The organism is uncultured Thiohalocapsa sp. (assembly GCF_913062725.1).
Lineage (GTDB): Bacteria > Pseudomonadota > Gammaproteobacteria > Chromatiales > Chromatiaceae > Thiohalocapsa.
In genome coordinates, this window is sequence record NZ_CAJXWY010000011.1 from 55135 (window position 1) to 80755 (window position 25621).

Annotated in this window: 33 protein-coding genes and 1 pseudogene; 3 read left to right on the forward strand and 31 right to left on the reverse strand. The window is 66.3% G+C overall.

Features of this window, described 5'->3' with window-relative positions:
- Nucleotides 1–270: 270 nt before the first annotated feature.
- Nucleotides 271–2751, reverse strand: a complete 2481-nt coding sequence (locus tag QZ588_RS04590; RefSeq protein WP_295540367.1) for an NAD(P)-binding protein — start codon at nucleotides 2749–2751, stop codon at nucleotides 271–273.
- A 139-nt stretch (nucleotides 2752–2890) separates the two neighbouring features.
- Between QZ588_RS04590 and QZ588_RS04595 the strand changes: the two genes are divergently transcribed.
- From QZ588_RS04595 to uvrA, 3 genes are all read left to right on the forward strand, one after another.
- The gene (locus QZ588_RS04595) at nucleotides 2891–3505 is read left to right on the forward strand and encodes a hypothetical protein (protein WP_295540369.1); all 615 of its coding nucleotides are present in this window, start codon (nucleotides 2891–2893) and stop codon (nucleotides 3503–3505) included.
- Nucleotides 3502–4749, forward strand: coding sequence for a serine hydrolase (locus QZ588_RS04600; protein WP_295540371.1), 1248 nt, complete (start codon nucleotides 3502–3504; stop codon nucleotides 4747–4749). Before QZ588_RS04595 ends, QZ588_RS04600 begins: the two co-directional genes overlap by 4 nt.
- A 185-nt stretch (nucleotides 4750–4934) precedes the next feature.
- Nucleotides 4935–10562, forward strand: a complete 5628-nt coding sequence (gene uvrA / locus QZ588_RS04605) for an excinuclease ABC subunit UvrA (protein ID WP_295540372.1) — start codon at nucleotides 4935–4937, stop codon at nucleotides 10560–10562.
- Nucleotides 10563–10601: 39 nt separating this feature from the next.
- Here the strand turns inward: uvrA and QZ588_RS04610 are convergent, their stop codons facing one another.
- The 30 genes and pseudogenes from QZ588_RS04610 to QZ588_RS04755 all read right to left on the reverse strand — a co-directional run.
- Nucleotides 10602–11402, reverse strand: a complete 801-nt coding sequence (locus tag QZ588_RS04610; protein ID WP_295540373.1) for an SAM-dependent chlorinase/fluorinase — start codon at nucleotides 11400–11402, stop codon at nucleotides 10602–10604.
- Nucleotides 11403–11496: 94 nt separating this feature from the next.
- Nucleotides 11497–11895, reverse strand: coding sequence for a 50S ribosomal protein L17 (gene rplQ, locus QZ588_RS04615; protein ID WP_295540375.1), 399 nt, complete (start codon nucleotides 11893–11895; stop codon nucleotides 11497–11499).
- Between the two features lie 58 nt (nucleotides 11896–11953).
- Entirely contained in the window at nucleotides 11954–12967 is a 1014-nt protein-coding gene (gene rpoA / locus QZ588_RS04620; RefSeq protein WP_295540376.1) for a DNA-directed RNA polymerase subunit alpha, read from the reverse strand.
- Between the two features lie 33 nt (nucleotides 12968–13000).
- Nucleotides 13001–13621, reverse strand: a complete 621-nt coding sequence (gene rpsD / locus QZ588_RS04625) for a 30S ribosomal protein S4 (RefSeq protein ID WP_295540377.1) — start codon at nucleotides 13619–13621, stop codon at nucleotides 13001–13003.
- Nucleotides 13622–13637: 16 nt separating this feature from the next.
- The gene (gene rpsK, locus QZ588_RS04630) at nucleotides 13638–14024 is read right to left on the reverse strand and encodes a 30S ribosomal protein S11 (RefSeq protein ID WP_295540379.1); all 387 of its coding nucleotides are present in this window, start codon (nucleotides 14022–14024) and stop codon (nucleotides 13638–13640) included.
- An 88-nt stretch (nucleotides 14025–14112) separates the two neighbouring features.
- Nucleotides 14113–14469, reverse strand: a complete 357-nt coding sequence (gene rpsM, locus QZ588_RS04635; RefSeq protein ID WP_295540381.1) for a 30S ribosomal protein S13 — start codon at nucleotides 14467–14469, stop codon at nucleotides 14113–14115.
- A gap of 83 nt (nucleotides 14470–14552) precedes the next feature.
- Nucleotides 14553–14666 (reverse strand): 50S ribosomal protein L36, encoded by a 114-nt coding sequence (gene rpmJ, locus QZ588_RS04640; RefSeq protein ID WP_295540383.1) that lies wholly within the window; start codon nucleotides 14664–14666, stop codon nucleotides 14553–14555.
- Nucleotides 14667–14770: 104 nt separating this feature from the next.
- Nucleotides 14771–16123: a preprotein translocase subunit SecY gene (secY, locus tag QZ588_RS04645; protein WP_295540385.1), complete on the reverse strand. Its 1353-nt coding sequence runs from the start codon at nucleotides 16121–16123 to the stop codon at nucleotides 14771–14773.
- A gap of 121 nt (nucleotides 16124–16244) precedes the next feature.
- Nucleotides 16245–16682, reverse strand: coding sequence for a 50S ribosomal protein L15 (rplO, locus tag QZ588_RS04650; RefSeq protein ID WP_295540387.1), 438 nt, complete (start codon nucleotides 16680–16682; stop codon nucleotides 16245–16247).
- Nucleotide 16683: 1 nt separating this feature from the next.
- Entirely contained in the window at nucleotides 16684–16878 is a 195-nt protein-coding gene (gene rpmD, locus QZ588_RS04655; RefSeq protein ID WP_295540388.1) for a 50S ribosomal protein L30, read from the reverse strand.
- Nucleotides 16875–17381, reverse strand: coding sequence for a 30S ribosomal protein S5 (rpsE, locus tag QZ588_RS04660; RefSeq protein ID WP_295540389.1), 507 nt, complete (start codon nucleotides 17379–17381; stop codon nucleotides 16875–16877). Before rpsE ends, rpmD begins: the two co-directional genes overlap by 4 nt.
- A 10-nt stretch (nucleotides 17382–17391) precedes the next feature.
- Nucleotides 17392–17748: a 50S ribosomal protein L18 gene (gene rplR, locus QZ588_RS04665; protein ID WP_295540391.1), complete on the reverse strand. Its 357-nt coding sequence runs from the start codon at nucleotides 17746–17748 to the stop codon at nucleotides 17392–17394.
- Nucleotides 17749–17758: 10 nt separating this feature from the next.
- Nucleotides 17759–18292 carry a 50S ribosomal protein L6 gene (gene rplF / locus QZ588_RS04670; protein WP_295540393.1) on the reverse strand — a complete coding sequence of 178 codons (534 nt, stop codon included), beginning with the start codon at nucleotides 18290–18292 and terminating at the stop codon, nucleotides 17759–17761.
- A 13-nt stretch (nucleotides 18293–18305) separates the two neighbouring features.
- A complete protein-coding gene (rpsH, locus tag QZ588_RS04675) occupies nucleotides 18306–18701 on the reverse strand; it encodes a 30S ribosomal protein S8 (protein ID WP_295540395.1) in 396 nt (131 codons plus the stop codon).
- A gap of 108 nt (nucleotides 18702–18809) precedes the next feature.
- Entirely contained in the window at nucleotides 18810–19115 is a 306-nt protein-coding gene (rpsN, locus tag QZ588_RS04680) for a 30S ribosomal protein S14 (protein ID WP_295540397.1), read from the reverse strand.
- An 8-nt stretch (nucleotides 19116–19123) separates the two neighbouring features.
- Complete coding sequence (rplE, locus tag QZ588_RS04685) at nucleotides 19124–19663, reverse strand: 50S ribosomal protein L5 (protein ID WP_295540399.1); 540 nt, start codon at nucleotides 19661–19663, stop codon at nucleotides 19124–19126.
- Nucleotides 19664–19674: 11 nt separating this feature from the next.
- A complete protein-coding gene (gene rplX, locus QZ588_RS04690) occupies nucleotides 19675–19992 on the reverse strand; it encodes a 50S ribosomal protein L24 (RefSeq protein WP_295540401.1) in 318 nt (105 codons plus the stop codon).
- A 33-nt stretch (nucleotides 19993–20025) separates the two neighbouring features.
- Nucleotides 20026–20394, reverse strand: a complete 369-nt coding sequence (gene rplN / locus QZ588_RS04695) for a 50S ribosomal protein L14 (protein ID WP_295540403.1) — start codon at nucleotides 20392–20394, stop codon at nucleotides 20026–20028.
- Between the two features lie 57 nt (nucleotides 20395–20451).
- Nucleotides 20452–20724: a 30S ribosomal protein S17 gene (gene rpsQ, locus QZ588_RS04700; RefSeq protein WP_295540405.1), complete on the reverse strand. Its 273-nt coding sequence runs from the start codon at nucleotides 20722–20724 to the stop codon at nucleotides 20452–20454.
- Between the two features lie 44 nt (nucleotides 20725–20768).
- Nucleotides 20769–20984, reverse strand: a complete 216-nt coding sequence (rpmC, locus tag QZ588_RS04705; RefSeq protein ID WP_295540407.1) for a 50S ribosomal protein L29 — start codon at nucleotides 20982–20984, stop codon at nucleotides 20769–20771.
- Entirely contained in the window at nucleotides 20981–21394 is a 414-nt protein-coding gene (rplP, locus tag QZ588_RS04710) for a 50S ribosomal protein L16 (RefSeq protein ID WP_295540410.1), read from the reverse strand. The genes rpmC and rplP overlap by 4 nt, the downstream gene beginning before the upstream one ends.
- Nucleotides 21395–21397: 3 nt before the next feature.
- On the reverse strand, nucleotides 21398–22078 hold the full coding sequence (rpsC, locus tag QZ588_RS04715; protein ID WP_295540412.1) for a 30S ribosomal protein S3: 681 nt from the start codon (nucleotides 22076–22078) through the stop codon (nucleotides 21398–21400).
- A gap of 14 nt (nucleotides 22079–22092) precedes the next feature.
- A complete protein-coding gene (gene rplV, locus QZ588_RS04720; RefSeq protein ID WP_295540414.1) occupies nucleotides 22093–22425 on the reverse strand; it encodes a 50S ribosomal protein L22 in 333 nt (110 codons plus the stop codon).
- 24 nt (nucleotides 22426–22449) lie between these two features.
- Nucleotides 22450–22728, reverse strand: a complete 279-nt coding sequence (rpsS, locus tag QZ588_RS04725; protein ID WP_295540415.1) for a 30S ribosomal protein S19 — start codon at nucleotides 22726–22728, stop codon at nucleotides 22450–22452.
- 20 nt (nucleotides 22729–22748) lie between these two features.
- A complete protein-coding gene (gene rplB, locus QZ588_RS04730; protein WP_295540417.1) occupies nucleotides 22749–23576 on the reverse strand; it encodes a 50S ribosomal protein L2 in 828 nt (275 codons plus the stop codon).
- Between the two features lie 26 nt (nucleotides 23577–23602).
- Entirely contained in the window at nucleotides 23603–23899 is a 297-nt protein-coding gene (rplW, locus tag QZ588_RS04735; protein ID WP_295540419.1) for a 50S ribosomal protein L23, read from the reverse strand.
- On the reverse strand, nucleotides 23896–24498 hold the full coding sequence (gene rplD / locus QZ588_RS04740; protein WP_295540421.1) for a 50S ribosomal protein L4: 603 nt from the start codon (nucleotides 24496–24498) through the stop codon (nucleotides 23896–23898). The genes rplW and rplD overlap by 4 nt, the downstream gene beginning before the upstream one ends.
- Before the next feature lie 7 nt (nucleotides 24499–24505).
- Entirely contained in the window at nucleotides 24506–25156 is a 651-nt protein-coding gene (gene rplC, locus QZ588_RS04745; RefSeq protein WP_295540423.1) for a 50S ribosomal protein L3, read from the reverse strand.
- A gap of 68 nt (nucleotides 25157–25224) precedes the next feature.
- Complete coding sequence (gene rpsJ / locus QZ588_RS04750; RefSeq protein WP_295540425.1) at nucleotides 25225–25536, reverse strand: 30S ribosomal protein S10; 312 nt, start codon at nucleotides 25534–25536, stop codon at nucleotides 25225–25227.
- 7 nt (nucleotides 25537–25543) lie between these two features.
- Nucleotides 25544–25621, reverse strand: a pseudogene (locus QZ588_RS04755) (elongation factor Tu); the annotation flags it as partial.

Below are 25621 nucleotides of genomic sequence, written 5' to 3' on the forward strand. Positions count from 1 at the left end.
TGGGGCCTCCCGCTTGGCAGGTTGGGTCACGGGTAGGCACGGACCCCGACACCGCCGCCGGCCGGTGTTGGCCGGACCCGCGTAGCTGGCCGAGGATGGCAGCACCACCGCCGTCACAAAGTTTTAGCACTCTTTGATGCTGAGTGCTAATTCAGAGTTTGGCCCAAATTCCGGCGGCGTCAAGGGGCAGGGTCGCAGGCCTCGGAACAGGGGCGCTCCGGACCGGCCGAACGGCGCCGACAGCGGCCTGGAGCGCGCATCCAGGCCGGGTCAGCCGCCCCAGGAGGCGGTGCCTGCGGTGGCAGCCGCGGCGCCGAGCACCCGCCCCGCCAGCGCCTCACCGCTGAGCCAGGCGCCCTCGATGCGGCCATCGGCGCACCAGTCGCCGCAGGCGCCGATGCCGAGGGCCGCATCCCATAGACAGCCCGCCGATAAGGGCTGCTCGGCACGGGCATAAAGCCATCGGTGTGCCTGTTGCCAGACGACCGTCGGCAGGGTGGCGCCCACAAGTGCCGCGAAGGCGCCGATCAGGGCGCTCGCCACCGCTTCGGGCGCGTCCTCCAGGTGCGCCCGCGTCCACGCGCTCGTCGCATGCAAGACCCACACCTGACCCGCCCGCCCCCGGGCACGCCCCGGTTTGCCGCAATCCCGGGCCACCCAGCCGAGGGGACCGTCGTTGACGAACAGGGCGTCCCAGTCCAGGCACAACGGCGCGGCGAGCGCCAGCAGCACAGTCCAGCAGGGGGTCATGGGCACCGCCGCGGCGTGCGCCGCCAGCGCCGGCGCCGCCGCCAGCAATGGCGCCGCCTGCGGCGCGGGCGCACTCACCAGCACCCGGTCGAAATGCCCCAGGGCAACAGGGCTTGCCGTGCTGCCGGTGGCATCGTCGCTGCTGAACAGGGTCCAGCCCGCGTCGGTCCGCACCGGTGGCGCGACCCGGGTGGAGAGCCGCAGGTCCAGTCCGTCCGCCAGCATGCGCCCGAGCGCGCTCATGCCCGCGACGCCCACCCAGCGGGCGTCGCCATCGCCGGCGGGGACCACGCGGCCATCACAGACGGCGCCGAGCCGCGCCGGCCAGGGTGCGACGACGCCGCGCCGGGCCCAGCTCGCCACCCGGCGCGCGAAGCGGGGATCGCGGGCGGTGAAATACTGGGCACCATGATCCGCCACCACCGCACCGTCCGGTGCCTGCGCCACGCGCCGCGTGGCGGCCCGCCCACCGCGACCCCGGGATTTTTCGAACACCACCACTTCGTGGTTCTGATCGGCCAGCGCCCTTGCCGCGGCGAGCCCGGCGAGTCCGGCGCCGATGACGGCGATACGCAGACGCCCTCCGCTCGCCGGTGATCGCACCCGGCGGGCGTAGGTGGTGAGGTCAAGGCGGCGGGCGTGATCGGCGGTGCTGCGGGGCCTCAGGGTACCGATGACGGGGCGTTCCGGCGCAAACGGCCGATCGAACAGCCCGAGGGTCCACAACAGGCCGCCGTAGGAGTTGGGATCCGAGCCGTCGAGGGCATGGCGGTGGTTGAGATCGATGAGCTCGGCGAGGGCACGCCGCGGCGATTCGGTCCACTGGGGAATGGCCTTGGCCCAGGTCATGCGCAGGTTGTTGTGCAGCTCGCCATGCGCCAGCAGTGAGCGCTGCGCCAGATCCCAAAGCCGGTCGCCGCTGGCGCCGCGCGCCAGGCGCTCGTGATCCAGCACCCGCTCGCGCGCATCGTCGACATGGTTGTCGAGGGTTTCCCGGGCCCAGCCCGGCAGACTGTCCCAAGCCTCGGGGTCGTCGGCGAAGAAGCAGAAGTTGTGTGCCAGCTCCCGCCAGATGAGCAGCTCATCGAGGAACTTCTCGGCGCCTTCGCCGCCGGCGGCGGCCGCCTCCCGGGCGATGCGAAACACGGCGACATGGCCGTGGTGCAGATAGGGCGACAGACGACTGACGCCGCGCGGCCAGGCCTCGGCGGCGTCGTTGCGGCGGCGGTGGTAGCTGTCGAGGCCGCAGCGCCTGAACGTGTCCCAGCGCGCATAGCCCGCCCGGGCGCCGCCGCGGGTGTGGGCCACCGGCGGCAAACTGTGATCGATGGCGCAGGCGGCACAGAGTGCCGGGATGTCCGCCGTGCTCAGGTCCAGCGGCGTGAATGGCAATGCGCCGGCATAGGGCGCCGCGGCGGCGTCGCAGACCGGCCAGGGGGGCGCGATGCGCTCGGCATAGGCCTGCTCGTTGGCGCGGCGCAGCTCGAAGGCACGCTTGAAGCGACGCGGCTGCAGCCGCATGGGTATGACGCAGGCGCAGTCTACGCGCCATACGGGGGCTTCGCTGCGGGCGGCGAGCCGCTCGGTCCAGGCGGGATGCGGCGGGGCCGGAAAGTCCTCGGTGATCACCAGCGCCGCGCGCTGCGCCAGGGCATACAGGGGCGACGGCGCGGCGCCCGGATCGGTCGGCAGGTGGAAGACGGCGCGCAGCCCCTGCGCGGCGAGCTCCGCATGGGCGTCACGGGCACCCTCCAGAATGAAGGCATGATGGCGGTCGGCGTTGAAGCGGTGGCGGCCGCCGAGGCCCTGGTATACCAGCAGCGGCAGCCCAAGGGCCGCGGCGGCATGGCGGGCCGTGTCCAGGGCCGGATTCTCATGACCACGCACGGCATGGTGCATCCAGTACAGGACCAATTCCCCCCGCGGATCGGGCTCGCGTGCCGCCACGGGCCGCACGCGCTCGGCGAGGTGGCTGGGCAGGGAAATGGTGGCGACGGTCATGGCGGGCTCCTTCGGGACACGCTGGCGGTGGATGCTCAAGACCGGCGACAATGCGGGCGAGCGGGCCGGAAGCCACCGCCGGCCTCCATCATCGGCGGCGAAGCCGCCGATACGGTGTCATGCAACTCGGAGTCGATACATGGATTTCTTCGACAATTTGCGGCAACCGCTGCGTGAGTCCCTCGCAGCCCTGACGGCACGCGCCGCGACGTCCGGCACGACGCCGGATGCCCTGCACCGCGCCGTGCTCGCCGGCGCCGCACTGGTGGGCCTGCTGCTGCTCGTGCTACCGGCGGTGCTGCCGGGCTTGCACACGGTGCTTTTGCTCTTGCCGTGCGCACTGGCGGCGCGCGCCGCGGCCCTGACCGTGGCCACCGGTCTTGCGGAGCGCCATCGCGCGGCACCGGCGGATCCCGCGGTGCGCGCGGTGATCAGCGCCGCCGGCGACGTCTGCCTCTACCTGCCGCTCGCCGCCTATCCGGGTGTGCCGGCGGCGCCGGTGGTGGTGCTGGTGGTGTTGGGCCTCTTGGTGGACATCGCCGGCCTGGCACCCCTCGCCCGCGGCGATGCCCGGCGCGCAGACGGCCCCATGAACACCGGCGACCGCGCCATCGTCTTCGCCATCATCGGGCTCATTCTGGCACTGGACGCCGGTGCGGCGGGCTGGCTGCCGTGGCTGCTACTGCCGGCGGCTGTGCTGGCGGCGGTCACCGTGGCGCGGCGGCTGCGCCCAGGCGCCCCCACAGACGCATGAGACCCGCCCGCCGCAAGCCCAGGCACCTATTCCGGCGCGCCGCGATCCTTTTGCTCGGCCTGATGACCTGCGCCGAGGCCGCGCGCTCGCAGCCCGGGCGCGACTGCGACTTCGGGCCCGCCGAGCAGGCGATGGTGGAGCGCGCCGACCTGGCCGTGCAGGACGCCGTACCGGTGCTGATCCAACGCTACGCGCTGCCGGGCGCCGCGGTGGCGCTGGTCGGTAACGGACACCTACGCTGGACGGCGGGCTACGGTTGGGCCGAGCCCGAGAAGCGCATCCCCTTCTCGCCGGATACGATCTTTCAGGTGGGCACCATGACCTGGCCCATCACCGCCTGGACGCTGCTGACCCTCGCAGACCGGGGGCGCATCGACCTCGACCAGCCGGTGAGCAGGTATCTGCGTGGGCGGAATCTGCCGGAGTCTCCTTACGACCCGGCGGCCGTCACACCGCGGCGCGTGCTCAGCCATACGGCGGGGCTGTCCATCTCCCGCTACGCGGGCTTCGGACCGGACGAGACGGTGCAAAGCCTGAATCAGTCCTACGCCGGCGCGCTGGACGCCGGCGGCCAGCCGGTGGCCATCCTCGCGCCGCCGGGCATCGGCTTCGACGACTCCGCCGGCGGCTATGCGCTGGCGGAGATGATCATCCGCCAAACGGCCAACGAGCGCTTCGCGAATCTCGCCGAGGGACGCATCCTGCGGCGGCTCCATATGTTCCGCTCCAGCCTGCCGGAGCGCCCCGACCCCGCCCCGCCGCTGGCCGTCACCTACGACGACACCGGCGCACCGGCGCCGGCGCGGAGCTTCTCGGCGCTCGGGGCCGCCGGCTTGCAGACCACGGCTGCGGACTATGCGCGCTTCGTCGCGGCGCTCATGCGCGGACCCTGCGGCGAGCCCCCGGGCCGCGGCGTGCTCGATCCGCAGCTGGTACAGCGCTCCCTGACGCCGCAGCCGAGCACCGCGAACGCGCTGCTCTTCGCCGGCTCCGAGTACGGCCTCGGCATGGCGCTCAAGACCCTGCCGGATACCGGCCATACCCTGGTCTACCATCCCGGGGACAATCCGCCCAACTGGCACGGGCTCTTTGCGGCCGTGCCCGAGCGCCAAGCCGGATTGGTGGTGCTGACCAGTGCCGCCGGCGGCCGCGGGATGGGTGTCGAGCTGCTCTGCATCTGGCTGCGAGCCCTGGGCGAAACGCCGCCCGCCGAGTGCGCGGGCACGCCAGCGCCGGGCGGATAGCGCCCGGCCCACCCCCGGCAGGGCTGGCGCGCGCCGGCGTCGCCTGGGGCGCGTCGCCGCGGGCCGGGGCATCCGGGGCCGACGGCCGCCCAGCGCTGACTTGACGCGCCGCCGATGCCTGCGATGATGCGGGGTTTACCAAGCGGTCGCCGCCGCGTGCCGCCGCCCCGCCCCGAACACCCACCATGCGCGACGCCCATGATCGCATCCGCCTGCGCGGCGTGCGGCAGAACAATCTCAAGAACCTGGACCTGGACCTGCCCCTCGGCGAGCTGATCGTCATCACCGGCGTGTCAGGCTCGGGCAAATCGTCGCTGGCCTTCGACACCGTCTATGCCGAAGGCCAGCGGCGTTACGTGGAGACCTTCTCGCCCTACGCACGCCAATTCCTGGACCGGATGGACCGCCCGCGCGCCGAGCGCATCGACGGCATCCCGCCGGCCATCGCCATCGACCAGACCAACCCGGTGCGCACGTCGCGCAGCACCGTCGGGACCATGACGGAGCTGAACGATCACCTGAAGCTCCTGTTCGCCCGCAGCGCGCGCTTGTTTTGCCGCGGCTGCGGCCGGGAGGTGCGCCGGGATACGCCGGAGAGTATCTGGGGCGCGCTGAGGCATCGTACGGGCCAGGACCGTGTGGAGGCCGGCGCGCGCCCGGACCCGGTGCGGGCGTTGATCAGCTTCGACGTGCCGCTGCCGGCGTCCATGACGCCGACACAGCTCAAGGAGCTCCTCGGCCAGCAGGGTTACATCCGCTTTTTGACCGAAACCGACCGGTGCCTGGAAGTGGTCCAGGATCGCCTGCGGCTGGACGCCGAGCACCAGGGCCGCGCCGTCGAGGCGCTCGCCGCCGCGCTGGAGCACGGTCGCGGGCGGCTTCGGGTGTATCCGCTGGATGCCGATCGCAATCCCGGCGCGCCCTGGCGCTTCTCGGCCGACCTGCACTGCCCGGACTGCGATATCCACTACCGCGACCCGCAGCCGGCGCTGTTCTCATTCAACTCGCCGCTCGGGGCCTGCGATACCTGCCGGGGCTTCGGACGCGTCATCGGCATCGACTGGTCGCTGGTGGTGCCGGACGCGTCGAAGAGCCTGCTGGCGGGCGCCATCAAGCCCATCCAGTCCGACAGTTACGCCGAGGTGCAGGAGGACCTGATGGCCTTCGCCCACCGCCGCGGCGTGCCGACGGATGTGCCCTGGCGGGACCTCTCGGCGGCGGACCGGGAATGGGTGCTGGAGGGCGAAGGCGAGTGGGAGGCGCGTGTCTGGTACGGCATCCGCCGGTTCTTCGCCTGGCTGGAGGGACGCGCCTACAAGATGCATGTGCGGGTGCTGCTCTCGCGCTACCGCAGCTACGACGTCTGCCCCGCCTGCCAGGGGGCCCGGCTCAAGGACGCCGCACTGGATTGTCGCATCGGCGACCACGGGCTCGCCGATGCCGCACTCACGCGGGGCGAGCGTTTTCGCCATGCGCGTGTGCAGATGGCGGCCACCGCCTGGCTCGGTCTGCCCGGGCTCAACGTGCACGACCTCATGCGCCTGCCCATGGCGCGGCTCCGGGTGTTCTTCGACGATCTGCAATTGCCTGGCAGTATGGACCAGGCCATGGCGCTGCTGCTGGGCAATATCCGCGCGCGCCTGCGGTACCTGACGGCGGTGGGCCTGGGATATCTGACGCTGGACCGGCAGTCGCGCACCCTCTCCGGCGGCGAGGTGCAGCGCATCAACCTCACCACGGCCCTGGGCACCTCGCTGGTGAATACGCTGTTCGTGCTCGACGAGCCGAGCATCGGACTGCATCCGCGGGACATGGATCGGGTGGTGGGCATCCTGCACCGGCTCCGGGATCAGGGCAACACCCTGCTGGTGGTGGAGCACGACCCGCAGGTGATGCGGGCGGCGGACCGCATTCTGGACATCGGCCCGGGCCCCGGCGAGCGCGGCGGCGCGCTGGTGTTCCAGGGCACGCCCTCGGCCTTGTTGGAGACCAGCGGCTCCCTCACCGGCGACTACCTGGCCGGGCGCCGACGGGTGGAGCCGCCACGACAGCCCCATCCCGCCGCCGCCGCTGATCCGGTGATCGGTATCCGCGGCGCCCGGGCGCATAATCTCCAAGGCATCGACGTGGACATCCCGCTCGGGCGCCTGGTGGTGATCACCGGCGTCTCCGGCTCCGGCAAATCGACGCTGGTGCACGACATCCTGTTCCGCCATTTGGCCAAGGCCAAGGGACACCCGGAGGGCACCCCGGGTGACTGCGAGGCGCTGACCGGTGCCGAGCATATCGATGACGTGCTGATGCTGGACCAGTCGCCCATCGGGCGCACGTCGCGCTCCAACCCGGCCAGCTTCGTCGGCGCGCTGGACCCCATCCGCAAGCTGTTCGCCGCCACCCCCATGGCGCAGGAGCGCGGCTACAAGGCGGGCCATTTCAGCTTCAATTCGGGCCCCGGGCGCTGCCCCACGTGTGCAGGCTCCGGCTTCGAGCACGTCGAGATGCAGTTCCTGTCCGACGTCTATCTGCGCTGCCCCGACTGCAACGGCCGCCGCTACAAATCGGAGCTGCTGGCGGTGCGCCTGCCGGCGCCCGCCGCCGGCGTCCCGGCGGCGGCGGCGACCGGTCTCAACATCGCGCAGGTGCTGGATCTGACCGTCACCGAGGCCCTGGCGCGCTTCGCCGCGCAGCCGGCGGTGACCCGCGTGCTGCAGCCGCTGGCGGACGTGGGGCTGGACTATCTGCGCCTGGGGCAGCCGGTGCCGACGCTGTCGGGCGGCGAGGCGCAGCGCCTGAAGCTCGCCGGACACCTGGCCAAGTCCCTCAGGAAGCGCCGCGGCGCGGGCCTGCTGTTCTTGCTGGATGAGCCCACCACCGGGCTGCACTTCGACGACATCGCGACCCTGCTCAAGGCCTTCCGCCGGCTCATCGATGCCGGCCACTCACTGGTGGTCATCGAGCACAACCTGGATCTGATCCAGGCCGCGGACTGGCTCATCGACCTGGGACCCGAAGGCGGCGACGGCGGCGGACAGCTGGTCTGCACCGGAACGCCGGCGGCGGTGGCTCGACATCCCACCAGCCACACGGGCCAGGCGCTGCGGGAGACGGCGGCGACTCCCGGCGCGCAGGTCACGCCACACGAGGACCAGGTCGCAGAGCCGCAAGCGATCTACGCGCTGGACGACGCCCTCGGCGCCGCGTCACTCGACACCCGCAACGCGATCCTCGTGCGGCATGCCCGCGAGCATAATCTGAAGGATCTGACCCTGTCGATTCCACGCGAGCGCTTCGTCGTGGTCACCGGCGTCTCCGGCAGCGGCAAGAGCACGCTGGCCTTCGATATCCTGTTCGCCGAGGGGCAGCGCCGGTACCTGGAATCATTGAACGCCTATGCGCGGCAGTTCGTGCAACCGGCGGCGCGGGCGGATGTGGATGCCATCTTCGGTATCCCGCCCACCATCGCCATCGAGCAGCGCACCAGCCGCGGCGGGCGTAAGAGCACCGTCGGCACGCTGACGGAGATCCATCACTTTCTGCGCCTGCTCTACGTCAAGCTCGGCGTGCAGCACTGCCCGGAGTGCGCGCTGCCCATCGCCGCGCAGCCCAGGCCGGCCATCCTGGAGCGGCTGCGCCGCGAGCACGCGGGCACCACGGTGACGCTGCTGGCCCCGCTGGTGATCGCGCGCAAGGGGATCTACAACGACCTCGCCGCCTGGGCGGCGCGGCGAGGCCATGAGCTGCTGTGGGTGGACGGCGAGCCCGTGCCGACCCAGCCCTGGCCGAAGCTGGATCGCTTCCGCGAGCATGATATCGACCTGCCGGTGGCGGCGCTGGACCCGGGCGCCACCACCGAGGCGGCACTCGCGGCCTGTCTGGAGCAGGCACTGGATCTGGGTCACGGCCTGGTGCGGGTGCTGCCCGCCGCCGCCTCGGCGCCGGCGGTCACCTACTCCACCAGCCGCACCTGCCCGGGTTGCGGCAAGGGCTTCGAGGAGCCGGACCCACGACTCTTTTCTTATAACTCCAAGCACGGCTGGTGCCCCGGCTGTTTCGGGACCGGCGTGGCGCTGACGGGGTTCGACGCCGAGCAGACCGGCGAGGAGGGGCAGTGGCTCGAGGCCAACGGCGCGGGCGCCGCGGCCAGTGTCTGCCCCAGCTGCCAGGGCGCCCGACTCAACGCCGAGGCCCTCGCCGTGCGCCTGCACGAGCGCAACATCGCCGAGCTCTCCGGGCTGACGGTGACAACGGCGGCCCACTGGCTGGGCCAGCTGCGGCTGGACGCCCGCGAGCAGGCCATCGGCGCCGACGTAATCGCTGAAATACAGGGCCGGCTCGGCTTTCTGGCGCAGGTGGGGCTTGGCTATCTGACCCTGGACCGCGGCGCGCCGACGCTCTCCGGCGGCGAGGCGCAGCGCATCCGGCTGGCGGCACAGCTCGGCTCCAATCTGCGGGGCGTCTGCTATGTGCTCGACGAGCCGAGCATCGGCCTGCACCACCGCGACAATGCCCGCCTCGTCGACACCCTGGTGGATCTACGCGATCGCGGCAACAGCGTCATCGTGGTGGAGCACGACGAGGACACCATGCGCAGCGCCGATGAAATCATCGACCTGGGGCCGGGCGCCGGCGCCGGGGGCGGCAATCTGGTGGCGCGCGGCAGCGCCGCCGAGCTGGCGGCCAACCCGGCGTCGGTGACCGGCCGTTATCTGGCGCGGTCGTCGGCACCGCCCCGGCGTGAGCCGCGCCCCTGCCCGCCGGCGCCGTCGAAGCGGCTCGTCATCGGCGGCGCCCACCTCCACAACCTCGACGATCTGGAGGTGTCCCTCCCCCTTGCGCGCCTGGTGTGCGTCACCGGCGTGTCGGGCTCCGGCAAGTCCACCCTGGTGCGGGACGTGCTCGCCCGCTCGGTGCAGGGGCTGCTGGGCGGCGACCGACAGGCGCCATCCGGGCGCCGCGGGGCGCCGCTGCAGGGGTGTCGGGCGCTCAAGGGTTGGCGGGCCCTGAGCCGGGTGCTGGAGGTGGACCAGACGCCCATCGGCAAAACCCCGCGCTCCTGCCCGGCCACCTATGTCGGCTTCTGGGATCACATCCGGCGCCTGTTCGCGGCGGTGCCGGAGGCGCGCATGCTCGGCTGGGGGCCGGGCCGGTTCTCGTTCAACACCAAAGGCGGCCGCTGCGATGCCTGCGACGGTCAGGGCGTGCAGCGCATGGAAATGAGCTTTCTGCCGGATGTCACCCTGCCCTGCGAGGTCTGCCACGGCAGCCGTTTCAACGCCGAGACCCGCAGTATTCGCTACCGTGGCCACAGTGTCGGCGAGGTGCTGGGCCTGAGTGTGGACAGCGCCCTGGAGCTGTTCGCCGCCCACCCGGCCGTCGGCCGGCCGCTGGCGCTGCTGCAGGCCGTCGGCCTGGGCTATCTCACGCTGGGGCAGGCGAGCCCCACCCTGTCCGGCGGCGAGGCCCAGCGCATCAAGTTGGTGGCAGAGCTGGCGAAGGCCCGCAGCGACGCCGAGGGCCGGGCCCAGCGGCCGACGCTGTATGTGCTGGACGAGCCGAGCGTGGGTCTGCACATGGCGGACGTGGAGCGCCTCATCGCCGTGCTCCAACGCCTGGTGGACGCCGGGCACAGCGTCGTCGTCATCGAGCACGACCTGGACCTCATCGCCGCCGCCGACTGGGTGCTGGACCTGGGCCCGGAGGGCGGGGCTGACGGCGGACGCATGGTTGCGGAGGGTCCGCCGATGGCAATCGCCGCGGCTGGCCATGGCCACACGGCGGCGGCACTGCAGGGCAAATTCGGCCTCGGCGGATAGTTGCCGTGCGGGGGCGTTGTATGCCCTGGCGCGGCTCGCTCAGGCGGGCTCGGGATGCAGGCTGACCGGATCGCCGGGACGCAGTCCGAGCTGGGTGTCGGCCCGCCCCTGATTCACGGCGATCTCCAGCAAGCCGAACGCATTCTCGTACCAGAATGCATCGCCGACGGGGACGTCTGAGAAGGTCCGCGCCCGCGGCAGTCGGGCGCCCCCGACGCTGACGACACGATCCGAGCCGACGGACCGGGCGGGAATACCCGTCATGGCGTTGCCATAGTGGTCCAGGTAGCACACCGCCGCCAGGGTTGGGGGCATGCCAGCCCCCACCATCGCCGCCGGCTCGATGGGAGACGCCTGAGGTAAGCGGCCGGCGAGGATTTGCTGCGCAATAGGGGTGAAGACGTCTCGGCCGTGGAAGCTGGCGGACGCCGTGGCCGGCCGCCAGTCCACTCGCCAAAGATCCCGGTAAGGCGCGGCGGACGGCGCAGTTTGCGATAGCAAGGGGGACAGCAGGCCGTTGTCCGGTGCCAGCAGCCAGTCAGTGCCAATGCGGGCCGCCAGAATGCCGCGCCCACTGCCGACGCCGGGGTCGACGACGCAGACGTAGAGGGTGTGACCCGGCATCCCGCGCAGCAAGCCGGGTAAGACATAGCCGGCGAGATCCGGACGACAGGGCGTGAGATCCGAGATGAGGTCGACGACGGCGACGGCGGGCGCCGCGGCGGCGAGCAGGAGCCGGATCTGGCCGATGTATGGACCGGTGCCGAAATCGGTGATCAGCCCGATGCGCCGCGGCCGCCGGGCTCGCGCAATGGTGTGCCGACGCGTGACGCGATGCATCGGACTCAATAAAAAAGGCCGGAGAAATCCGGCCTTGCGTGGAATGGGGCTGCGCCTCGTGGGGATGGCGCCTTGTCCTGCGCCATCACCAATGTCAATCGGTATTCAGCGTATCGGTATCCGACTCATCGGACACCGGGCGGTCCACGAGCTCCACGTATGCCATGGGGGCGGCGTCGCCGGGGCGATACCCACACTTCAGGATACGCAAATAGCCACCTGGCCGTGATTGGTAACGCGGACCCAGCTCGGTGAAGAGCTTGCCGACGGCGACCTTGTCACGCAAGCGCGCGAAGGCGAGGCGGCGATGATGCACGGAATCGGTTTTTCCCAACGTGATCAGCGGTTCCGCCACCCGACGCAGCTCCTTCGCCTTCGGCAGCGTGGTCTTGATCAATTCGTGGCGGATCAGCGAGCCCGCCATGTTGCTGAACATCGCATTGCGATGAGTGCTGTTGCGATTGAGTTGCCTGCCTGCTTTACGGTGGCGCATGATCTTTATTCCGTCTGCTCAAGCCCGGGCTCAGCCCCGCTGGGGGCTGCCCGGGAGATTATTTGACCATCAGCTCGTCGATGTTCTCGGGCGGCCAATTGTCGAGCCGCATCCCTAGCGACAGCCCACGCGTCGCCAGCACGTCTTTGATCTCGGTGAGGGATTTCTTGCCGAGATTGGGCGTCTTCAGCAGCTCGACTTCCGTGCGCTGGATCAGATCGCCGATGAGATAAATGTTCTCGGCCTTGAGACAATTCGCGGAGCGTACTGTGAGCTCCAGCTCGTCCACCGGCCGCACCAAAATAGGGTCGAACGGCGGCTCTTTGGGCGCATGCTCCGCCGGCGCCTCGCCACCCACCGAGGTTTCGAGATCAACGAAGCTCGACAACTGATCACGCAAAATGCCCGCGGCACGCTGGATGGCCTGCTGTGGATCGATGGTGCCGTTGGTCTCCAAATCGATTACGAGTCGATCAAGGTCGGTCCGCTGCTCGACACGCGCCGACGGCACTTCGATGGCGACACGCCGCACCGGGCTGAAGGATGCATCCAACGGCAGCTTGCCGATCGGCCGATCCTCACCCATGTCCGCATCACGCTGGGTGGCCGGCTCATAGCCACGCCCCCGGCGGATGGTGATGGTCATGCTAAGCTCCGTCTCACCGGTCAGATTGGCGATCAGCAGTTCAGGGTTCGCGATCTCAGCGGTGTGATCGATGGCGATATCGCCTGCGCTCACCGGCCCGGGACCGACCTTGCTCAGCGTGAACGTTGCCTCGTCGCGCCCATTCAGCGCGACAGCAAGCTCTTTCAGGTTGAGCAGAATCTCCAGAACGTCTTGCTGAACACCTTCGATGGTGGTGTACTCGTGGAGGATGCCCTGAATCTCCACTTCCGTAACCGCACAGCCGTCCATCGACGACAATAGGATACGCCGCAAGGCATTACCCAGCGTGTGACCGAACCCACGCTCGAGTGGCTCCAACGAGACCCGGGCCCGATGCTTCGAGCCGGCCACCGGCTCCACCTTGACAATGCGCGGCTTGAGGAATCCGCTCCCGGCCTCTGCCATATTCAAACCTCTGGGCTCGATACCCTGAATGCGTTACTTCGAGTACAGCTCGACGATCAGCGATTCGTTGATGTCCGCTGGCAGATCCGTGCGATCGGGAATGCGCTTGAACACGCCTTTGGCGGCCTTGGTGTCGACCTCGATCCAATCGACGAACCCATACTGCTCGGCGAGTGCCATGGCATTTTGCACCCGCACCTGCTTCTTCGCCTTCTCTCGGACCTCGATCTCGTCCTCGGGCGAGACCACGAAGGAAGGGATGGACACAGCCTTGCCGTTGACCAGCACGCCCTTGTGATTGATCAGCTGCCGTGCCTCGGCCCGAGTCGACCCGAAGCCCATGCGATACACGACAGAATCGAGGCGGCGCTCCAGCAGTTGGAGCAAGTTCTCGCCAGTGGCCCCTTTGCGCCGCGCTGCCTCCTGGTAATAACCGCGAAATTGCTTCTCCATGACGCCATACATGCGGCGTACTTTCTGCTTCTCGCGCAGCTGGACACCGTAGTCCGATAGCCGCCGCCGGCGCTCGACGGCCTGCCCCGGCGTCTTCTCCATGTTGCACTTCGTTTCCAGCGCACGCGCCCGGCTCTTGAGGCCCAGGTCGGTGCCCTCTCGACGCGCCAGCTTGCAGGTGGGTCCGATGTACCTTGCCATTGCGAAACCCTCTCCGTTAGACCCGCCGCTTCTTCGGCGGACGGCAGCCATTGTGGGGGATGGGCGTCACATCGGTGATGCTCGTCACCTTGAAGCCCGCGTTGTTCAGCGCACGCACCGCAGACTCGCGACCAGGGCCCGGGCCTTTCACGTTGACGTCCAGGTTGAGCACGCCAAACTCCTTGGCCGCCGCACCCGCACGCGATGCCGCAACCTGGGCTGCGAAGGGTGTGCTCTTGCGCGACCCCCGGAAGCCGGAGCCGCCCGCGGTGGCCCATGCCAACGCGTTACCCTGACGATCGGTGATCGTGATGATCGTGTTATTAAAGGACGCGTGCACATGGGCGATGCCATCCGCCACCTGCTTCTTGACCTTTTTGCGTGTTTTAACCGGCTTGGCCACCGAGAACTCCCGCTAAGAAACGCGACCACCGCGAGATGCGGCGGCCCGTGTAAAAAACTCGTTGTCTCACGCGCTGACAGCGTGGTCGTCAGCGCTTGATGGGGCGCCGTGGACCCTTGCGCGTGCGCGCGTTCGTCCGCGTCCGCTGTCCGCGCAGCGGCAGGCCGCGGCGGTGGCGGATACCACGGTTACAACCGAGGTCCATCAAGCGTTTGATATTCATCGACACTTCACGGCGAAGATCGCCTTCCACCGTGTGCCTGCCCACCTCGGTGCGCAGTCGATCGATCTCGTCTTCGGAGAGATCCTGGATTCGTGTCGTCTCCGGAACGTTTGCAGAATCGCAAATTTGCGCCGCACGGGTACGTCCGACGCCATAGATGGCAGTCAGCGCAATGACCGCATGCTTACGATCAGGTATGTTGACACCGGCTATGCGGGCCATGCTCTCGACTCCTTAGTGGTCGGTGCGCGAACGTAAACCGCGCAGGATACCAATCCCAGTCTGTTGCGTCAAGTAAACAAACCTCAGCCTTGACGCTGCTTATGCCTGACATCCTTGCAGATCACCCTCACCTTGCCGTGTCGGCGGATGATCTTGCAGTGGCGGCAAATTTTCTTCACCGATGCCTGTACTTTCATTGCTCTCTCCCAGCGTCAGCCGCCACCATGCCTGAAGCGGCATCCCGGCGACGTCCGCGTTACCGTTTAGTCCAGCAAGCCGAATCCCTTGATCCGCGCGCGGATCAGCGCGTGAGACCTGCGCCCGGCGCCTTGAGGTTTGCCTTTTTCATCAGCCCCTCGTATTGGTGCGACATCAGGTGTGCCTGCACCTGGGCCATGAAATCCATCACGACCACCACGACGATCAGCAACGAGGTGCCACCGAAGTAGAAGGGTACATTCCAGCCGACGATCAGAAACTCCGGCAGCAGGCACACTGCGGTGATGTACAAGGCGCCTGCGGCCGTCAGGCGCGTCATTACGGTGTCGATATAGCGTGCGGTCTGCTCGCCGGGACGAATGCCTGGTATGAACGCCCCGGAGCGCTTCAGGTTGTCCGCCGTATCCTTGGAATTGAACACCAACGCCGTGTAGAAGAAACAGAAAAAGATGATCGCCGCGGCGTAGAAGATCACATAGATCGGCTCGCCGGGCGATAGCTTCGCTGTGATGTCCGCAAGCCAGCGCAGATCCTCCGACTGGCCGAACCATTGCCCGAGTGTGCCCGGAAACAGGATGATGCTGGATGCGAAGATCGGCGGGATCACCCCTGCCATGTTCAATTTCAGCGGCAGGTGTGTGCTCTGTGCCGCCATCATCCGCCGCCCCTGCTGTCGCCGGGCGTAGTTGACCGTGATCCGCCGTTGCCCGCGCTCGACGAACACCACGAAGGCCGTAACCGCCAGCGCCAAAGCGAACAGCGCGAGCACGGTCAGGGCATTCATCTCGCCGGTGCGTACCAGCTCCAAGGTACCGCCCACAGCGGCCGGGAGTCCGGCGACGATGCCGGCGAAGATGATCAGCGAGATGCCATTGCCGATGCCGCGCTCGGTGATCTGCTCTCCGAGCCACATGAGGAACATGGTGCCGGTCACCAGGGACACCGCCGCGGTGAAGACGAACCCAAAGCCCTGTTGCACGACGATGGGCGAGCCACCTGCTGTCTGGCCCTGTAGGGCGATGGAGATGCCGATGGCCTGAAAGGTCGCAAGCACCACCGTACCGTAGCGGGTGTACTGGGTGATCTTGCGACGTCCGGACTCGCCTTCCTTCTTCAGTTGCTCGAGCTTCGGGATCACCGCGGCCATCAGCTGCATAATGATGCTGGCCGAGATGTACGGCATGATGCCCAGCGCCAGGATGCTCGCCCGCTCCAGAGCGCCCCCGGAGAACATGTTGAACATGTCCAGAATGGAGCCCTGGTTTTGGTCGAACAGGACGGCCAGTGCCTCCGGGTTGACCCCGGGCACAGGGATGAAGGTGCCAATGCGGTAGACCAGCAAGGCACCGAGCACGAACAGCAAGCGCTGTCGCAGCTCGGTGAGCCTGCCCATCCCCCCAAGGGATTGCATGGCGGATACACTACTTTTCGCCATAGGTTTCTCGTCGAACCTGTGGTTGAGCTAGCCTGCGGCCGATGCGTGGGGCCGGGTGCTGATCGTCGCTGTTCGGTCGGCGCGGTCGCTGAGGCACGGTCGCGGTGCGCGTCAGCCGCGCTCAATCCTCCAGCACAGAGCCGCCGGCGGCCTCGATGGCGGCCCGAGCACCATGGGTGGTTGCCAGGCCACGTACGGTCAGCGCCCGATCGAGCTTCCCGGACTTGATGATTTTCACCCGCTTGACGGCGCGACTGATCAAACCGGCGGCGCGCAATGCATCCAGCGTTACTTCGTCACCCGCGATCCGTGTCAGCTCGCCGAGGCGGATTTCGTCGCGGTCCGAGGCGCCGCGCGAATGAAAGCCCACCTTCGGCAGACGCCGTTGTAACGGCATCTGGCCGCCTTCGAAGCCAATTTTGTGGAATCCACCGGTGCGGGACTTCTGGCCCTTGTGACCGCGACCGCCGGTTTTGCCAAGCCCGCTGCCGATGCCGCGACCAACCCGCAAGCGCGAGGGACGGCTGCCCGGCGCCGGCTTCAAATCGTTAAGTTGCATGTCAGCTCCCGGTGACTTCACGCACCATGTAGGTGACCTTGTTCAGCATACCGCGGGTGGCTGGCGTATCTTCCACCTCAACGATCTGATGCATGCGCCGCAGTCCGAGGCCCCTGACACAGGCCTGGTGAGCCTTCAGCCGGCCATGCAGACTGCGGTAAAGCTGAACCCGCATCATCGTCGACTCGTCCTTCATGACCGGATCTCCTCGACAGGCTTTCCGCGCTTGGCTGCGACGAGCTCCGCGTCGGCCATCTCGGTGAGGCCATTGATGGTGGCACGCACGACATTCATGGCGTTGTTGGTGCCAAGGCACTTGGCGAGCACGTTTTGCACACCCACCACTTCGAACACGGCCCGCATGGCGCCACCGGCGATGATACCGGTTCCCTCCGACGCCGGCTGCATGTATACCCGGGCGGCGCCGTGGCGGCCCACCAACGGATATTGCAACGTACTGCCCTTGAGGCGAACATCGACCATGTTCTTGCGTGCCGATTCCATGGCCTTCTGGATCGCCACCGGAACCTCCCGCGCTTTGCCGGTACCGAAGCCGACCCGCCCCTTGCCGTCACCGACGACCGTGAGCGCGCCGAAACCGAAGACGCGACCACCTTTCACCACCTTGGCGACACGGTTGACCGAGATGAGCTTTTCGAGGAGCTCGTCACCTTCGGGCTTGGGATTGAATGCTGCCATGTGCCCTTCCTCAGAACTTGAGCCCGTTGTCGCGCGCGGCATCGGCCAACGCCTTGACACGCCCGTGATATTTGAAGCCGGAGCGATCGAAGCTCACGTGCTCGATGCCGGCTGCCCGTGCCCGCTCGGCCACCAGGCGCCCGATCGCCGCCGCCGCCGCGGCATTGCCGGAATGCCCTTCGGCGCTCTGGCGGTACTCTTTGTCGAGCGTGGACGCACTGGTGACGACGTGGTCGCCGGCGGGCGTGATGATCTGCGCATAGATATGCTGTGGCGAACGGTGCACACAAAGCCGGTGCGCGCCCAGCTCGCGAATCTTCGCGCGGGCCCGGGCGGCCCGCCGCAGCCGTGATTGTTTCTTGTCCATCACTGACACCCTATTTCTTTTTCGCCTCTTTACGCACGACGTACTCATCGGCGTAGCGCACACCCTTGCCCTTGTATGGCTCCGGCGGGCGGAAGCCGCGGATCTCGGCGGCCACCTGACCGACGCGCTGCTTGTCCGAGCCCCTGACGACGATCTCGGTCGCGGCGGGCGTCTCGATGTCGATACCGTCTGGCACCGCGTAGTCGATGGGATGCGAGAAGCCGAGGGAGAGACTGAGGACTTTGCCCTTGGCCTGTGCTCGGTAGCCGACACCCACAAGACTGAGCTTTCGCTCGAAGCCGGTGCTCACACCCACAACCATATTATTGATCAGCGCCCTGGTCGTACCGGCCATGGCCCAATGTTCGGGACGGCCGCCTTCAGGGGCGACGCGCACCAGGCCATCGTCGACCGCGACGGATACGCTATCATGCACTCTCCAATCCATGGTGCCCTTTGGTCCTTTGACCGCGACTTCTTGACCGCTGACCCGCACCTCCACGCCGGCAGGGACCGCAACGGGTGCTTTTGCAACTCGTGACATGTCCGGCCTCCTGTTACGCAACGTAGGCGATGATTTCGCCGCCGTGACCCGCTTCCCGGGCTTGGCGGTCCGTCATCAGACCTTTGGACGTGGAGACGATGGCCACACCGAGCCCCGCCCACACCCGGGGCAGCTCGTTGCAACCGCGATAGATGCGCAGCCCTGGCCGGGACACGCGCTTGAGCTCTTCGATGACGGGCTTACCACGGAAATATTTCAGCCGCAGCTCCAACTGCACCTTACCGTCGGCCTCATGCACCGCAAAATCGGTGATGTACCCCTCGTCTTTGAGCAATGCAGCGATGGCGCTTTTCTGTTTCGAGGCCGGCATGCGGATCGTGATCTTTCCGCGTGCCTGGCCGTTGCGAATATGCGTCAGCATATCCGCGATGGGATCCGACATACTCATAGGTTTGACTCCTCAGGTCAGGCCGCCGCCGTCGACGCGATACCCGGATTGGGACTGCTGCGATGCCCGCCGCTGCCCCCGATTATGGACCTGGTAGCCAGGCCGCAATTACCAGCTCGCCTTCACCACACCCGGCACGTCACCACGCATCACCGCTTCGCGCAGCTTGTTCCGGCAAAGGCCAAACTTGCGATAGACCGCGTGTGGCCTACCACTGACACGACAACGCCGCTGCTTGCGCGCGGGGCTCGCGTCCCGCGGCAGTTTTTGTAGCGCCATGACGGCGCCATCAACCGTCTCAGGCTCGGCGCTGCGATCGTTGATAATGGCCTTGAGACGCTCGCGCTTCGCAGCGAACCGCGCCGCTGTCCGTGCCCGCTTGACTTCACGCGCCACCATGCTCTTTTTCGCCATGACTCGACCTATGTGCGAAACGGAAAATTGAATGCATCCAGCAACGCGCGTCCCTCATCGTCGGTGCGCGCCGTCGTGGTGATCGTGACATCAAGCCCGCGAATCGTATCGATCTTGTCGTAGTCGATTTCCGGAAAAATGATCTGCTCACGCACACCCATGGAATAGTTGCCGCGGCCATCGAATGCCTTGGGACTCAGGCCCCGGAAGTCACGGATGCGCGGAATCGCGATATTGATGAGTCGATCAAGGAACTCATACATACGCTCGCGCCGCAACGTTACTTTGCAGCCGATCGGCCAGCCCTCGCGAATCTTGAAGCCCGCCACCGACTTCCGGGCCTTGGTCACGATGGGCTTCTGACCGGCGATCCGGGTCAGATCACCGACGGCATTCTCCATGATCTTTTTATCGTTGATCGCCTCGCCGACCCCCATGTTCAGGGTGACTTTTACCAACCGTGGCACCTGCATCACACTGCCGTAGTCAAAGCGTTCCTGCAGTTGTTGGACGATCTGCTCCTGATATTGTGTTGCGAGTCTGGACATATCTGCTCAACTCAAACGTCGACGACTTCGCCGTCGGACTTGAAGATCCGCACTTTGCGGCCGTCGCCAAGCACCTTGAAGCCAACCCGGTCGGGGCCGTCTTTCGCCGGGTTGTAGAGCCCGACGTTGGAGACGTGCAGCGGCATTTCCTTGTCGATGATCCCGCCGCCGACGCCCTTGTTGGGGTTTGGCTTTTGATGCTTCTTGGCTATATTGACATTCTCGACGACGACGTGGCTCGTGTCGATGACACGCAGCACGGTGCCCCGCTTACCCTTGTCTTTACCGGTGACGACCATCACGTCGTCGCCCACTTTAACTTTGCGCATTGCTTTTCCACCCTGGCCGATGCGACCCCACACTCAAAGCACTTCGGGGGCCAGCGAAATGATCTTCATGAACCGCTCGCTTCGCAATTCACGTGTCACCGGCCCGAAGATGCGCGTGCCAATGGGCTGTAACTGGTTGTTCAGCAGCACGGCAGCGTTACCGTCGAAGCGGATCAGTGAGCCGTCCGGACGACGCACGCCCTTGCGCGTGCGAACCACCACGGCGCTGAACACATCGCCCTTCTTCACCTTGCCCCGCGGGATGGCATCCTTCACCGTCACCTTGACGATGTCGCCAATGTTGGCATAGCGCCGATGCGAGCCACCCAAGACCTTGATGCACTGTACGGCCCGCGCACCGCTGTTATCCGCGACACCGAGGCGGGTTTGCATTTGAATCATTGTCTAGTCCTACCTCTGAAAAATAGTCCTCTCATCCCGGCGGCGGCATCCGACGCATCAGCGCGCTTTCTCAACGATGTCGATCAGACGCCAGCACTTGGTCTTGGACAACGGGCGGCACTGCTCGACCCGAACCCAGTCACCGGGGTTACAGGCATTGTCGGCGTCGTGGGCGTGCAGCTTCATCGACCGCCGCAGGAACTTGCCATAGATCGGGTGCTTGACGCGCCGCTCGACGAGCACGGTAATGGTGCGGTCCATGGCATTGCTGACCACACGGCCGCTCGCGATTCGGTTGCTGTTTTCTTCGGACATGGTGTTGTCATCCATCTGGGCTGGGCTGCCTGTGGCGCCGCCATTGTATGCTGGCACAATCAGTGGCCACCGTCGGCGCTATGGGCGGCCGACTGTTCCGCGAGCACCGTCTTGATGCGTGCGATCTCACGGCGAACGACCTTGAACTGCGATGGGCGACTCAACTGCCCGCTGCCCTTTTGCATCCGCAGGTTGAACTGCTCTTTCAGCAGCTCGAGCAGCTGCTTCTCCAGGTCTTCCCGCGCCTGCCCGCGTAGCTCGGCGGCCTTGCTCACAGCATCGTCCTCTTCTCAAATCTTGTCTGCACCGGCAGCTTCGCCGCGGCGAGGCGGAAGGCTTCGCGCGCCAGTTCCTCGGAGACACCTTCGATCTCGTACAGCATGCGACCTGGCTGCACCAGTGCAACCCAGTACTCGACGTTGCCCTTGCCCTTACCCATGCGCACTTCAAGTGGCTTCTTGGAGATCGGCTTGTCCGGGAACAGCCGGATCCAGAGCTTACCGCCGCGCCGCACTTTTCGGGTGATGGCGCGGCGCGCCGCCTCGATCTGCCGTGCGGTGATACGTCCCCGACCCGTAGCCTTCAGTCCGAACTCGCCGAACGAGACCTGGTTGCCACTTTGTGCAAGACCGCGATTGCGACCCTTATGCTGTTTGCGGAACTTGGTTCTTTTCGGTTGCAGCATGTCTTACCCCCTCCGTGAACTGCGCTTCTCACTTGGCTGCGGCTCCTCGGGCATACCTTCGAAGACCTCGCCCCGGAACACCCACACCTTGACACCCAGAATGCCGTAAGTGGTTCGCGCCTCGGCGAATCCGTAGTCGATATCCGCACGCAGGGTATGCAACGGCACGCGTCCCTCGCGGTACCACTCGGAACGGGCGATCTCCGCACCATTGAGGCGGCCGGCGATATTGACACGAACACCACCGGCACCGGCCCGCATGGTGGACTGCACTGCGCGCTTCATGGCGCGACGGAACATGATGCGCCGCTCGAGCTGTTGTGCAATACCCTCGGCCACCAGCTGGGCATCGAGCTCGGGCTTGCGAATTTCTTCGATGCTAATGTGCACCGGAATGCCCATGCGTCGCGAGACCTCGCCACGCAGCTTATCGATTTCCTCGCCTTTCTTCCCAATGACCACACCCGGCCGCGCGGTATGGATGGTGATATGCGCATTCTTCGCTGGCCGGTTGATTTGAATCCGGCTGACCGATGCTGCGGCGAGCTTTTTCTTCAGGTACTCCCTGACCTCGAGATCGTTGTTCAGGAAGTCGGCATAGTCCTTCGAATCGGCATACCAAGTGGACGTCCAGTCCTTGACGATGCCGAGTCGAATGCCGGTCGGATTAACTTTCTGTCCCATGACCTCTAGCGACCTCAGTCTTCGGCGACCGTCACGCTAATGTGACTGGTACGTTTCAAGATGCGTGAGGCCCGCCCTTTCGCGCGGGCCCGGATGCGTTTCATGGTCGGTCCTTCGTTCACCTGCACGGCGACAACTTTCAGCTCGTCGACGTCAGCTCCGGCGTTGCTCTCGGCGTTGGCGATCGCCGATTCGAGGATCTTTTTGAAGATATCTGCCGATTTCTTCGTGCTGAACTGCAGGTCGTTCAGGGCACGCTCCACGTGCAGGCCCCGAATCTGGTCGCCGACGAGGCGTGCCTTCTGCGCAGAAACACGTGCATATTTCAGTGTCGCCACCGCTTGCATGATGAGTCTCCTGATCGTCTCAGCTCAGCGCTTCTTGGCCTTACGATCCGCGGCATGGCCGCGGAACGTCCGCGTGAGCGCAAATTCACCAAGCTTGTGGCCAATCATGTTTTCGTTGATCAGCACCGGCACATGCTGGCGACCGTTGTGAATGGCGATGGTCAAGCCGACCATTTCGGGCACGACCATCGAACGCCGGGACCAGGTCTTGATTGGGCGCTTGCTGTTTTGAGCCACCGCATCGGTCACCTTCTTCGCCAGATGGTGGTCGATGTAAGGGCCTTTTCTAATTGAGCGTGGCACTGACTGAACCTCGAAGCTGCTTACTTACGACCGCGACGACGCACAATCATGCCGTCGGTGCGCTTGTTCTTGCGGGTTTTGTAGCCTTTGGTCGGCACACCCCAGGGCGTGACGGGATTGCGGCCACCACTGGTCCGACCCTCACCGCCGCCATGGGGGTGATCAACCGGGTTCATGACAACGCCGCGCACCGTAGGACGGACGCCGCGCCAGCGCGTCGCGCCAGCCTTGCCCAGCTTGCGGAGGCTGTGCTCACCGTTACCCACGGCGCCGATGACCGCGCGACACTCCGCGTGCACCCGGCGCATTTCGCCCGAGCGCAGGCGTAATGTGGCCTGATCGCCCTCACGTGCCACCAACTGCACCGAAGCCCCGGCGGAGCGTGCGATCTGGGCACCCTTTCCGGGTCGCAGCTCGACGCCGTGGAGTTCGGTGCCCACCGGTATATTGCGCAACGGCAGGCAGTTACCGACGGCGATGGGGGCTGTCTCGGAGGCGACGACCGTATCCCCGGCCTTCAAGCCCTTCGGGGCGAGGACATAGGACCAGTCGCCGTCGAGATACTTCAGAAGCGCCAGGTTGGCGGAGCGATTCGGATCGTATTCAAATCGCTCGACCACGGCAGGAACGTCCTGCTTGCGGCGCTTGAAATCGACGATCCTGTAGCGTTGCTTGTGCCCACCCCCGCGATGACGAACACTGATGCGACCGGCATTGTTGCGGCCGCCGCTACGGGTTTTCTTTGCAACCAGTCCCTCCATGGGCGGGCCCTGATGAAGCTCGGGGCTGGTCACCTTGACCATGAACCGCCGCCCGGGCGACGAAGGTTTCATTTTGACGATAGCCATATCGGTCTACTCCGCTGTGTCGCCGCTCAGGCGCCAGCGCCGAAATCGATGTCGTAACCGGGCTTCAGATCCACGTAAGCCTTCCGCCAGCCTGGGCGACGGCCGTTACGTGCGCCGAAGCGCTTGTTCTTACCCTTGACGTTGAGCACCTGGACGGCGTTCACCTCGACGTCGAAGAGCAATTCCACCGCGCGCCCGATCTCTTGTTTGGTGGCATCCGTGGCGACCCGGAACACGAACTGCCCATCGGCATCCGCGGCGATCGTGGACTTTTCGGAAATCACCGGCCCCAGCAGGACCTTCATCAAGCGTTCCTGGTTCATGCGAAACGCGCCTCCAATCGTTCGAGTGCCGGTCTCGTCAGCACCAGGTGCCCGAAGCCGATGAGACTGACCGGGTCGACCCGCAACGCGGTCGCCACATCGACGCGTGGCAGATTGCGAGCAGCCAGCGTCAGGTACGCGTTCTGCTCGTCAACGACGATCAGGGCCTCGTCCAGACCAAGGGCGGCGAGCTGCGACTTCAGGGCCTGTGTCTTCGGCGCTTCGAGATCGAGCGTCTCCACGATATGCACCCGGCCGAGACGCGAGAGCTCCGAAAGGATTGCCCGGATTGCGCCCCGGTACATTTTCCGATTCACCTTCTGCGCATAGCTGCGCGGCTCAGCCGCGAATGCTTTGCCGCCAGAGCGCCAAAGCGGACTGCGGGTGGTACCCGCCCGAGCGCGGCCGGTGCCCTTTTGCCGGTAGGGCTTGGAGCCACCGCCACTGACAGCGGCTCGATTCTTTTGCGCCTTGGTGCCAGCGCGGGCGCCCGCCAAATACGCGGTGACCACCTGATGCACGAGCGACTCGTTGTAGTCGACGCCGAAGACCGAGTCGGAGACCTCGACCGTCACGCCATTGGCTGCGTTGAGCTGCATGACTCCCTCAACCCCTGTTCTTTTGCTTAACCGACGGCAGCACCACCAAGCGACCGCCCGCAGGACCGGGTACGCCGCCCTTGACCAGCAGGAGGTTCCGCTCCACGTCTATGCGCACGATTTCCAGGTTTTGCTGACACCGATTGACATTGCCGTGCTGACCGGCCATGCGCTTACCCTTAAAGACCCGGCCGGGCGTTTGACACTGGCCGATGGAGCCTGGGGCGCGGTGCGAGAGTGAGTTTCCATGGCTGTTATCCTGGCCACGGAAGTGGTGACGGCGAATACCGCCCGAGAAGCCTCGCCCTTTGGTGATGCCGCGCACGTCGACCTTTTGGCCAGCCTCGAACACGCCGACACCGACCTCGGCACCGGCGACCAGATCGTCGCCGTCACCGTCATCGAGTCGGAACTCGCACAGGTTGTCGCCCGCTTCGACACCGGCTTTCGCAAAGTGGCCAGCCATGGGCTTGGTGATCCGCGACGCACGTCGCGAGCCGCTGGTCAGCTGGACGGCCCGGTAGCCGTCGGTCTCCTCGGTACGCACCTGACTCACCCGGTTTGGCGTGACCTCGATGACGGTCACGGGGGTACTGGCGCCGTCTTCTGCGAAGATACGCGTCATGCCGGCCTTACGCCCGATTACTCCAATGCTCATGTCTGTCTTCCCGTTCTCGACGGCATGGTGGTTACCCGAGATCCATGCCGCGACGATCTTAGTGCTGTCTAACTGAGCCGGATGGACACATCCACGCCGGCCGCGAGATCGAGCTTCATCAACGCATCCACCGTTTTATCGGTGGGATCGACGATATCCATCAGGCGCTTGTGCGTGCGCAGCTCATACTGATCGCGGGCGTCCTTGTTCACGTGCGGGGAGATCAGCACCGTGTAGCGCTCGTGCTTCGAGGGCAGCGGTACCGGTCCGCGAACCTGGGCGCCTGTGCGCTTGGCGGTGTCGACGATTTCCCGTGCGGATTGGTCGATCAGACGGTGATCGAACGCCTTCAGGCGGATGCGAATACGTTGGTTGGCCATGTCCTGATTACTCGATGATCTTCGCCACCACGCCGGCGCCGACGGTACGACCGCCTTCGCGCACCGCAAAGCGCAGCCCCTCCTC